Below are 11,811 nucleotides of genomic sequence, written 5' to 3'. Positions count from 1 at the left end.
GCGACATCGTTACAACCATGACCGCCCACATCGCTCTCTCGGCGGTCTGTCACCCATCCGTTACGCCGTGGCATCATCAACCCCAACCTCTACTTCTGAATGACTCGAAGGAATGAGGACGCTTCAGATAAGCTATTTCAAGTTTCAACGAAAGGCTACGCGCATTTCTGATGCCAAATCAATTTTTCAAAGAAAAATGGTGCTTTGAACACAACGATCACGTGGGCTAAACGAACGTTCTCGTATATTTTCACGCGGATTCGAAACGAGGGACCGCCCATTGGCGGGGAGTCCAGTACAGGGGAAATACAGGGCTCAAATACGCCGATTACTGACTAACTTTTGCGCGACGCGCAAAGGTATTTGCCTTGTTGCTGGTCCGACATGGGCGCCCAGCAAACGAGTGCGGGAGATACGAGAAACCTGCGAAAGGAAGTACGGCATATGAGGCTACGCGCCGTTATCGAACTTACTCGATAATATTTTATCGGAGATGTACGATGAAGAATTGCGTATTGTTTATTCTGCTATTGGGAAGCTCAATGCAGGGTATTGCTCAGTCGCCTAACATCGCCGCACGCATCGCCCCCGGATCTTGCAAAACTTTCGTTGGGCCAGATGGAAAACAACATCAATATTGTCAGTCTGAGCGCGAGCAACAGCCACCACCTCCTACGCAAGTGATAGCAGGGGCTTTCAATGGTGCACCACCTAGTTCACCTCCACCATCGGCATATCAGCAGATGCCCCCGCCGATACAGGCACCCCCGCAACCAAACCCAAACCTCGCCTGCTACATTCCGTCTGGCGATCAAAATGTGGCCGCTTGTCCAGCGTATGCATTGGGTGCGTGCTCATGCGTTGATATGTATAGCAACATCTATTACGGGACGGCCGGTCCGGCACCTCAATGATCAAGCCTTACAACGGAAACAAATTGAATCGCGTGACTATGCAACCGCATGGTATCGCAGCAGTGGCGGGAGCATTTTTAGCCGCCGCCATCATTTTCTACCTCTTACTCCACGCCGTTCAACGTGTACCTACAACTCCGAACGCCTTCATTCTGCCGCCTGCGCAATACGTCGATAAGTGCGAACAAGCAACGAGCACGGCCCTGTCGTCAAGGAGTCGGGATATACAGACTATTGACGCAATATCAGCGCATTGCCTGACACTCGTATCTAGCGTCTACCGCCTCGAAGATTATGATGTAAGACGCAGCGCGTTTTACGAACAGTACAGTGAAACGACGTTCTTATTGTGGCTCGTCATCTGCATAACAGTATCGGGCATTATCCTGGCCGCAGTTCAGCTTGTTACGGCTTATCGCTTGAGTATTGCACTTGGAGAGAATGTAGGTGAGCAAACACAGTTGACAATCGACACAAAGCGTCTATCAGTTCGCTCCACCGTATCAGGCCTTATCATATTAGCTATGTCATTCGCTTTTTTCCTGGTTTACGTGATCTACATTTATCCGTTAGAAGATACAGGAAGTTCAAATCCGTCGCCCTCCGCTATAAACTCCTCCCCCAACACTGCACAATCCTATGTTATGCAGCCAGGCCCCATTCCTTCTCGCTTAATGGCACCCACTAATTTGCTGAACATAAGTAATATGCAAGGTGGCGCACCTGCCACTTCGGCTTCGCAGATTACCTCCAGCCCCAGGACACCCATAGCAAAGTAATTCGATCTTTGAATTCAATTACATGAAGCCCCACTCTTGTGTTCCACCAAACTGACATCCTATGCGCGGCTCAGTCAACAGGTAGCTGACACAGTTTATTCATACAAAGTCAGGCTATAGCTAACGACGGCCAGCGCTCCTGTTCGACATTAACCTGCTCTACTTGATGTCATTAGCATATCGCCGTCTCATGGTTCGTCACTCTACGCACATGGTTTTATAGCTAGGTGGCAGGAGGCTTATCGAACGTGTCTCATTCCTAGGCGTCTCAAGTTAATAGCATCCATTGATCAGCAAGGACCGTGGTTAAATTCACTGATACGAATTCGGATGATGGCCATGTCTTTTGGCCGACAACGTCAAATTCTTAGCTGTCAGCAAATAAAAAGCCCCCGCCAAAAGGCGGGGCTTCTCATTTACCAAACCAACCTCAACCACTACCAACCAATACCAAGCGCCATATGCTCCGGCTGGGGCGTCGCAATAGTCGTGCTCTGGTTGTTGTTGTCGTCATACGAGAACCCGTATGCCAACCCACCCACTGAGTGCTGGTGCCAGAACCACGAGTAGAAGTTGGCGGGTGACGACTGGTAGTAGGTCGACGCATTCGCCCAGTTCGCGGTGGTGGTCAGTACGCCGCGGTTGGTGGCTGCGCAGATCTGGTTTTCCAGTTGCAGCTGGATGGCGTTTTCATCCTGTTGTTGCGCTGTGCTTCCCGGGACGCCGGTGGCCATCGTGCCTGCGCACAGCAGGATGTCCTGCGTGGACGGCTGCTGTACGACGAAGGTTTCTCCCACGTTGGCGGCGGCCGGATTGACTTCGGTAAAGGTCAGGGTGGAGCCGGACGCCGTGCCGGTGAATTGGCGGTTGTTGACGGTGATGGTCAACGGGTTGCTGGCGTACTGGGTCCACGCGTTGGCGATGTAGCTATCGAAGTAGGTGCCGTTGGTTTGTCCGGCGCCGAAGGTGGTTTCGGCGGGCGAGAGGATGCGCAGGTTGGTGGGTGCCGGGTTGCTGAAAGCGGCCGGGACCTGGTTGATGTACTCCTGGTCGAGGTTGGCGATCGATTCGTTGATGCCTACCTGCATGTGGAAGGTTTCGTTGGAGCCCCACACATCGAGCAGCAGCGGCAGGCCGAACTGGTTGACCTGGGTGGTGTTGATGAAGATGCCACTGGTCGCGCTGTAGTTGAACTCATACCAGTCGTAGTGGACGTTGATGTTGGGGTCGGTGTTGTTTTGCGGGTTGGGTCCGGCGTATCCGTTGGGAGCGCCGTTGGCACCGGCCACCACCGACATGTACAGCGGGCTGCCTTCGGAGATGTAGATACGTCCGGAGGTCAGTGGCGGCAGCATCAACTGGTGATTGGCCTGGGCCAGCGTGAACGCGTAGTTCGGATAGGTCTGCCCGTTCGACGCGGTCAGCGCGTTGGAGGCGGTGTTGTCGGACACGTTGGCCGGTGTGACAGTGCCGTTGTAGTTGACCCAGGAGAGCGCACCGGTGGTCGGATCGTAGCCGAGGATTTCGACATAGATCTGGCTGTCCGGCCATTGGCCACCGGTGTTGTTGTTGAGGTCAGTGTCGATGTAGCCGGACGTGACCGTATAGGTGGGCGACTGGTTGACGCTCAAGGTGGCCGCCGCAGATGTCACCGACCCGGCGGAGTTGCTCACTGCCACGGTGAAGCTGCTCGCGTTATCGGCCGCCGTGGTGCCCGGCGTGACATAACTGGCGCTGGTGGCGCCGGCAATCGCGTTGCCGTTCTTGTACCACTGGTAAGCCAGCGAACCGCCGTTGGCAGCCACCGAGAACGTGGCGGTCTGCCCGACCGTGACGGCCTGATTGGTCGGCGCCGTGGCAATGGTCGGTGCAGTCACCGAGCCACCACCCACCGCCGGCGTGGTGGTGATCGCCGTGTTGGAAGCAGGCGACGTACCGGCCGAATCGACGGCCAGGACATCGCAGGTGTACGTGGTCGAAGCCGCCGCGCTGCTATCGACAAACGAGGTTCCTGCCAGGCCACTTGCAACGGTGGCGCCGTTGCAAATGACCGTGTACGTCACACCGGTTGTCGTCGATGCGGTCCAGTTCAGATCCACCACGCTGGACGAGGCGGAGGTGGCGGTGAGGTTGGTCGGTGCCACCGGAATCGCCATCGTCGTTGCGCTGGCTTGCGGCGTCGGTACCGAGGTGCCGGCGGTGCTGGAAGCCTCGACCACGTAGTAGTAGGTCGTGTTCACCGCAAGACCGGTATCGGAGTACGAGGTGCTGGTCGCCGTGGCGATCTGATTGTCGCTGGACGGTGTGAAGCCGGACGTCGTGCTGCGGAAGACGTCGTAGACCACACCGGGCGCCGTTGAGCCGGTCCAGCTCAGGTTGATCTGGCTGGCGGACACCGCGGTTGCGGTCAGGCTGCTGGCCGAGGCTGGCGGCGGCGCAATCACTTCGATACCGTTGATCTCGGCATTGTCAGTGATCGTGGTGAAATTCAGCACGATCTGCCCCTGCGCATTGGCGGTCGCGGTGAAGGGCTCGACGACGGCAATGTCCTGCCCGCCCGTGGTCGCAATGATGTCGAAGTTGCTCAACACCTGCGTGCCGTTGATGGCAACGTTGAATACGCGCTGGCCCGGCTGCGTCCAGTAGAACTCGTCGAAGTGCAGACGCACCGTGTAGCTGGCGTCGGCAGTCAGGCCGGTCAGCGTATAGCTGAAGTTGTTGCCCGAACGCTGGTGCTGGTAGACCGACTGCGGCGCGGGATTGGTCACGCCGGACGTGTTGATCGTCGAGCCCGTACCGGACGTGCCACCGCCGTTGAAGTCTTCATCGGCCACGTAGTCCCCTGCCCCCGGACCACCCGCACTGATCGCGAGCGCATCCGCGCCGCAACCCGACACGCAGTCGACATCGAAGGTGATGGCGGTGGCGGTGTTGGAGGCCAACGAGGTGCCCGCCGAATCCGTCGCTTCGACCGTGTAGGAGTACGTGGTGGAAGAAGTCAGGCCGGTATCGCTATAGGTCGTTCCGGTCTGGCCATTGCTCACCGCCGTGCCGTTACGGAACACCGTGTACGTCGCGCCCGGTGTGGCCGAGCCGGTCCAGCTCAGGTTGATCTGGCTGGAAGACGCCGTGATGGCGGTCAGGTTCGACGGTGCATTGGGCGGGGTATTCGTGGCGGTCGCGTCCTGAACTTCGATGCCGTTGACCGCGGCATTGTCCTTGACCGAAACCCACTGCAGCACGATCTGGCCCTGGGCATTGGCGGTCGCCGCAAACTGCTCGACGATCGCAATGTCCTGGCCACCGGCGGCCGCGAAGATGTCGAAGTTGGTCAACACCTGCGTGCCGTTGATGCTCACGTTGAACACGCGCTGGCCGGCCTGCGTCCAATAGAACTCATCGAAGTGCAGGCGTACGACGTAGTTGGCTCCCGGCGTCAGACCCGGCAAGGTATAGGTGAAGTTGCCGAAGCGTTGATTCTGGTAGACCGACTGCGGCGCGGGGTTGGTCACTCCATTGATATTGATGGTCGCATTGGTGCCCGATGCGTTGCCGCCATTGAAATCTTCATCGGCAGCGAAGTAACCCGCACCCGGACCACCCGCGCTGATCGCAATCGCATCCGGACTGGTGCAATTGCTGGTGCAGGTGGAGACCGGCGTGGTCGCCGTGGCGGTGTTGGATGCGGTGGAAGCACCGGCTACGTCGTTGGCTTCAACGATGTAGTAGTAGGTTGCGGCAGCCGCCACGCTGGTATCCGAATAGCTGGTACCGGAGGTGGTGGTGATCTGGTTGGCGCTGGAAGGCGTGAACCCGGCTGTGCTGCTGCGATAAACGGTGTAGCTGACCGTGCAGCCGCTCGCCGCCGTGCTCGCACCCCAGCTCAGGCTCACCTGGCTGGCACTGTTGGCGGTAGCCGTCAGTCCGCCCGGTGCACTCGGCACGGTGGTGCAGGTGTTTTGATTCACCGTGAGCGTGGCGATGCTGCTGGTTGTCGCACCGAATACATCGCTGACGGCCACACTGAACACCGAACCGTTATCGGTCGACGCGGTGGCAGGCACCGTGTAGCTGGCCTGGGTTGCCCCGGTAATCGGGTTGCCGTTTTCCGACCACTGATAGCTCAAGGTACCAAGACCGGTCGCGGCCACGCTGAAGGTTGCCGGCTGGCCAAGCGTTACCGTCTGGCTGGCCGGTTGCGTGGTAATCGCCGGCGCGGCGCCACCACCGGCATCGCTGCCGGAAGCGCACAACGTGGCGCCAGGATAGTTGTTGGTGACCTGGTAAGCCGAGGTGCCGTCGAAGTTCACCACGGCGGTCTTGCTGGAATCATCCGGATCCACCGTCGACGTCCACGTACTCCAGGTGCCCTGGAACGCGCAGCTGGAATTGTTGACGCCGCTGATGCTGGTCGCTTCGGCTTGCGTGGGCAGACGCATATTGATGCCCGCGCAATAACCCTGCGCCGTCACACCGGTGAACTGAGAACCGGGCGTGGTGTAGGTCGCCACGGTGCGGGTCCAGGTGATGCCGGTAAGGTTGTCCGTCACCAGGTTGGGGTTGGCCTGGTTGATGGTGTAGCGCTCGGTGTCGCCGCCACATTGCGGCACGTCGTAGACCTGGAACTCATACACCGAGTAGCCGTATTGCGTTGCGCGCTGGATGCCGTTCAAGCGGACATAGCGTGCGTTGACGGTCGGGAAGTTCAGCGTTTCCGTACCGCCCGCACCGGCGTTGTTGGTGGTGGCCGTCTGCCAGGACGACGGATCGTCTGGATTGCTGACCGCGTATTCGATCGAATACTGCGTGGCGTAGGCGTTTTCCCAGTTGATCACTACCGTATTGAAGGGTTGCACCGAGCCGAGGTCGACCTGCAACCACGAGGGATCAACACCGGGAACAGCCGGTGTCGGCGGTGCATTGGCGGTCGCCGAACCCCAGCGGGTGGACAGATTGCCGTCGACCGCGTTCTCCGGTCCCAGGCAATCGGTGCCGCTGTAGGGCGGCGTGGTGGTGCCATCGGTACATGCGTTCTGCGTGCTGCTCGACGTCGCCACCATGTTCAGCGCGAGATTGACGCCCGGCGGTGCAAGCGTGATTTGCGCTGCATTGCTGGTCGCGGGCGCACCGGCGGCATTGTTCACCGTGACGGTGTACGCGCCGACGTTCGCGGCGCTCACGGCCGGAATCGTATAAGCAAGCGTATTGGTCTGTTGCGTACCGCTGGCGACGATGGTGGCCGAACCACCCGCAGGCGTGAACTGCCACTGATAGGTGAACGGCGCGGAGCCAGCAACGGTGGCGGTGAACTGCACCGGCTCATTCACCGGCACGATGGCGTTGGTCGGCTGCGTGGTAAACGACACCGGTGTCGCGGCACCGACCGTCACCGTCGCATTATTCGATTGAACCGAACCGAGATCGTTGGTGACGAACACGTAGTAACTCGCCGTTTGCGTCCCGCTGAATACCGGCGTGGTGTACGTCGCCTGGGTGGCGCCGGCAATCGCGCCCGAACCCACCAGATACCACTGGTAGGTGATCTGCGGCGAACCGGTCGCGGCCACGCTCAAGGTGGCCGAATCACCCACCACCACCGCTTGCGAAACCGGCTGGGTGGTGATGACTACATTGGCGGGCGCATCGACGCTGAGCGTCACCGGCGTCGAGGTCACCGAACCGAAGCTGTCGGCAATCGTCACCGTATAGGTGTCGCCGTTGTTGGCGGCGGTGGTTGCCGGCGTGGTGTAGGTCGCGCTGGTGGCGCCGGCGATCGGGCCGTTCACGTCGGACCACTGATACGTCAGCGTGCCCGAACCGGACGCCACCACACTGAAGGTGGCCGGGTAGCCGGAGGTGGTCTGCGCGGGCTGCGGTGCAACGATGATGACCGGCGCTTCCGACTGCGTGGTGACCGGCGGCGCGACGGAGGTCAAGGTAACGCTGCCGCTTTGCAGTCCGGGCGCACTCGCCGTCACGGTGACGGTGCCGGGCGTAAACGTGCTGCGCAGCGCGATCTTCTGCAAGCCACCTTCGAAGTTCAGTTCCGGATCGCCGGGCGAATGGAAGAACGCATACGGCACGCCCGGAATCACATTGCTGTTGGCTTGCGAGAATGCGTCCTGGTAGTAAGTGGTCCACGATGGATCGGCCACCAGCTGCTGCGTGCCGCCCATGTAGGTGGCGGGGCCGCTGACGGTGAAGGTGACGTTGTCTGCCGCGGTCGGCACCAGGTTGCCATTGGCATCTTCGACTTGCGCCTCGACAAAGGCAGCATCCGAACCGTTGGCCGTCCACTGGAAGCTGGTGCCGTCCGGCTTGATCACATCCGGCACCACGGTAAGCACAATCTGCGCTTCCGGACCGGCCGTCGTGCGCGAGTCGCTCACGCCCGACACCGGATTGCCATTCGCATCCAGGCACTCTGCGGTGACCGTGCCCGGCGCCCAGTTCACCATCCAGTGCACCTGTGCCGGCATGACCGTGGTGTTCTGGGTCAGATTGCTGCTTGAGTTGATGTTCCACGGATTGGGCGTCTGATCCTGCAGCACCGCGCCGGTCACCGGATCATTGGGAACGCCATTGATCAGCAGGCGCACGCCCGGGCAGTTGCTGAAGGCATTTTCCTGGATCGGCGTGCCTTGGGTGTATTCGTAAGCGCGGTTCCAGTGATGCGCCAGGTGCACGACCGGCTGCACCGTGTAGGGAATCCAGTTGGCCTGATAGATGTAGTAAAGCAGGCGCGGGAAACGATTCGCGTCGGTCGAGGAGTAACCCAGCGAACGCACGAAGTTCGACATGTTCGGCTGATTTTGATACTCGGCCCACAGGCTGACTTCGCCCGGCGACTCGGCGAAATACCATTGCGCCATGCCAAACGCATTGGCCTCCCTTCCCTGCTGCCAGTCATTGAGATACGGCGCGGCAAAGGCCAGCTCGTAGTCGTAGGCAAGGCCGCGGCCGGTGCCCATGTTGTCCCAATACTCGGCGCCGAAGGCCGGATTATTCGGGTTCTGCTGCTTGTTGCCCGCTTCGCAGCCGGCGCCGTCGCATTCATCAATAAAGCCATACGACGGACTGTAGGTGCGGTCCGCGCTCATGCGCGGATTGATGTTGTCCCAGGTGGTTTCGATGGTGCCCAGTTCATCGGCCAGCGTGGGATTCATGCCGCCGTTGTCGCGCTCCCAATCGAGCACGGACGGATGACTGCGATCGCGGATGATCATGTCGCGATGCAGTTCCTGCTTCAGTTGCAGGTCGTCCGCGGTCGGATCGGAGCTGGCATTCCAGTAGCCTTCGCCGTCGCCGCTGGGCTGGTCGATCATGATGCCGTAGGCATCGGCGGCAGCTACCAGTTCTTCGCTGCTGGTGGAGTGGCCCGGGCGATAGACGTTGCCGCCCTGCGCCGCAAGCTGCGCCATGTCGCGCCACACCTGCTCATCGGGAACGGACGAACCAAGCCCCGGATAGTCATAGCGGCCCGAACCGCCCCACAGATAAACGGCGTGGCCGTTGAAGTACGGGAAATTCGAATCCCAGGTGATGGTGCGAATACCCAGGGTGTCCTGCGTGGAATCCACCACGACACCGTTGACGCTGACGATGTGATAGACCTTATATAAATACGGCGAGCCGCACGATACCGGCGGCGTTCCGCAGTTCGCGTTGTTCGGGTACCACAGGGTCGGGGTGTTCACCGTAATCTGCTGGTTGAACATCGCCGTCGCGCTGGATGGCAAGTTAGCGGACGTCGTGGGCGCCACGGCTTGCGTCACCGGGGTTGCGGTGGCGACCACGTTGCCCTTGGCGTCGACAATTTGCGTGGTCAAGGTGACCTGCTGCGTGGTCGACGACTCATTCACCACATTGGTCTGCACATCCACCACGGCCGACGCGGCGGTCGCCGTGCCCTGCGCAGCAGGAACCTCGGACACCGTGCCGACGTAGGTACCCCAGGTCTTCTGGTTCGAATACACATTCGGTGGAATGTAGACCGGGTTGGTGACGTATAGCTTCACGTTGCGGAACAAACCCGCCATCGCCTGGCCGAAGCGGAACGCGCCGGAGAAGTTGGGTGTTTCGAACCAGGGCGCGCCGCGCGACACGTCGATCGCGATGACGTTATCGGTGCTGCCGTCCGCCACGATGTAGGGCGTCAGGTCGACGACCACCGGGACGAAGCCCACCACGTGCGTCGCCTGCGAATCGGCGGCGACCGCGCTGACACCCTGCAACAAGGTGCCGTTGATAAACACCTGCACGCCGGCGTGCGATCCCTCCAGCTTCAGCAGGAAGCGCTGGCCGGCGTACTTCGGGTCCACCTTGAAATGCAGGCGGTACCAGTTGTAGTTGCCGGTCAAGGAGCCCTGGCCGCCACCGGAGGTCTGGTTGATAAAGGTGCGCGGAATGTTGGCATCGTAGGGCAAGCCCACTTGCATCCAGGTCGCGCTGCTATCGCTGCTCTCGTTGAAGCTCTGCGTCGAGTAGGCCGTCGAGTTATTGGTGTTCTCGAACCACCAGTTGCTCTGCGGCGCATTCGATGTGGAGCTGGCGTTGCCGATGTACTGCGGAATGCCGGCGGCAAGGTTGATGGTCAGGCGCTGCGAGGTAGGCAGCGTCGATTCAACCTGTTGCGCATTGGCATAACCCGCACCCACCAGGGCCAGCAATACTGAAAGTAGCGTACTGAACTTTCGTATCCGGTCCGGGTTGCGGGTGGAAAGATTGCACTTCGAAACGACGAAGTCCCAACAAGCATGCAGCGTCACTGTCGCCCCCTTTTAGACAACCAGCGCTTGGTAACTGAGAAACCCTATCGCCAACCCACGCCCGCATACGGCGACCCGTGGCGCATGAAGCGCCACGGGGTACGTTCGTTGCTGCGGCTTGGGGTGGAGAACTTTTCTATGATCTGATGAAAGTCATCTTATGAAGAGTGATTTTCGTCACGTTCATTAATACTCGTTCTAATTTTTATTTTCTCGATATCACCGCATGACATATTTCTTACTTGAAATATTGAACGTTTAAATAAAAATTTGGACGTTTAAATAAATTTAGACGTCTAAATAATTTTTGCGTAAATAAAAATAAGTAGATTGTGTTTTACGTAAAAATAATCGCAAGCCTGATGAAAGTCTTCTCGCCGAAAATCACGCAGGCTGGGTTAGCCCCGGATCAAGTCCGAGGTAACGCAACGCAGGCTGCCTGTTGTTTGATCAATTCCACATCCGGTCCCGACGCTCAATGTGGTTGCCCTGCTCCAAATGCGCCAAGGCCTCACCAATCAGCGTGAGTAGGTCGGGTTAGCGCAGCGTAACCCGACAAAAAGCACCCGCTGGTCCTTGGGTGCTGCAACACCTGAGGTTCATGGATTGTCGGGTTACCCCCGGATCAAGTCCGGGGTAACCCGACCTACGTGGCCGAGCTCGCCTTCACGTCAATGCCGCGCCTGGTCTCGATGCTCGATGTGGTTGCCCTGCTCCAATTGCTCCAGCGCCTCGCCGATCAGTTTGCTGATCAGCTGGAAGGTGAGCTGCATTTCCCAGCGGGGAATCATCGCGGTGCCATCTTCGTCGGTAGGCGACGCCTCGTCGTTGGCGACGTTCGCCATGATCATCAGCAGGCGCTGAAGGTTTTTCAGTTCAATGTAGTCGTCTTCTGACAATAGGTAGTGCTTCAACCCGAAGGGGTCGATGTAGGTGCTTTCCATTGCTGCGCTCCACGGGTTTAGGTCGCCCGCGCATTGCGCGCGGGCGAAGGGTCTGCAGAAAACTGCTCGTGTTGTCGGAATCAGCTGATTCCGGCTAGACGATTACCCACTTAGGGCTCGACGTCGCGCCGTTGGCACGGGGGTGAAGTGGGGGGAATGCACCAGGGCGGGGGCACGGGGGCGTGCGGGTGCCTTATGATCGAGCGTAGCCATCATTGACTCCTGAGAAGTTGATTGTGGTTAGCGGATCGTTTGGGTGCCTGCCCAGGCGATCCGCGATTCTTCACCTCATGTCGGACGTGCCGTAGTCATCGCTGGGGATGGGCACGTCCGACATACGTAATTTCGCATGGGTACGAGTGTTGCGGTATCAGATGACGCGAAATTTTCTGAAGGGGCAAGTCGC

3 protein-coding genes are annotated in these 11,811 nt (G+C 59.2%); 1 reads left to right on the top strand and 2 read right to left on the bottom strand.

What is annotated here, in order from left to right; all coding sequences use genetic code 11:
* Window positions 1–910 precede the first annotated feature (910 nt).
* Entirely contained in the window at window positions 911–1,693 is a 783-nt protein-coding gene (locus ISP19_RS01680; RefSeq protein ID WP_204678991.1) for a hypothetical protein, read from the top strand.
* A 437-nt stretch (window positions 1,694–2,130) separates the two neighbouring features.
* On the opposite strand, the gene ISP19_RS01675 is transcribed toward ISP19_RS01680, so the two are convergent.
* The gene (locus ISP19_RS01675; protein WP_204678989.1) at window positions 2,131–10,461 is read right to left on the bottom strand and encodes a beta-1,3-glucanase family protein; all 8,331 of its coding nucleotides are present in this window, start codon (window positions 10,459–10,461) and stop codon (window positions 2,131–2,133) included.
* Window positions 10,462–11,132: 671 nt separating this feature from the next.
* On the bottom strand, window positions 11,133–11,405 hold the full coding sequence (locus tag ISP19_RS01670; protein WP_204678987.1) for an XAC0095 family protein: 273 nt from the start codon (window positions 11,403–11,405) through the stop codon (window positions 11,133–11,135).
* Window positions 11,406–11,811: the final 406 nt, after the last annotated feature.

The organism is Dyella flava, from assembly GCF_016904955.1.
In the GTDB taxonomy this organism is placed as follows: Bacteria; Pseudomonadota; Gammaproteobacteria; order Xanthomonadales; family Rhodanobacteraceae; genus Dyella_B; species Dyella_B flava.
This window is presented reverse-complemented; position numbering and strand designations above follow the sequence as displayed.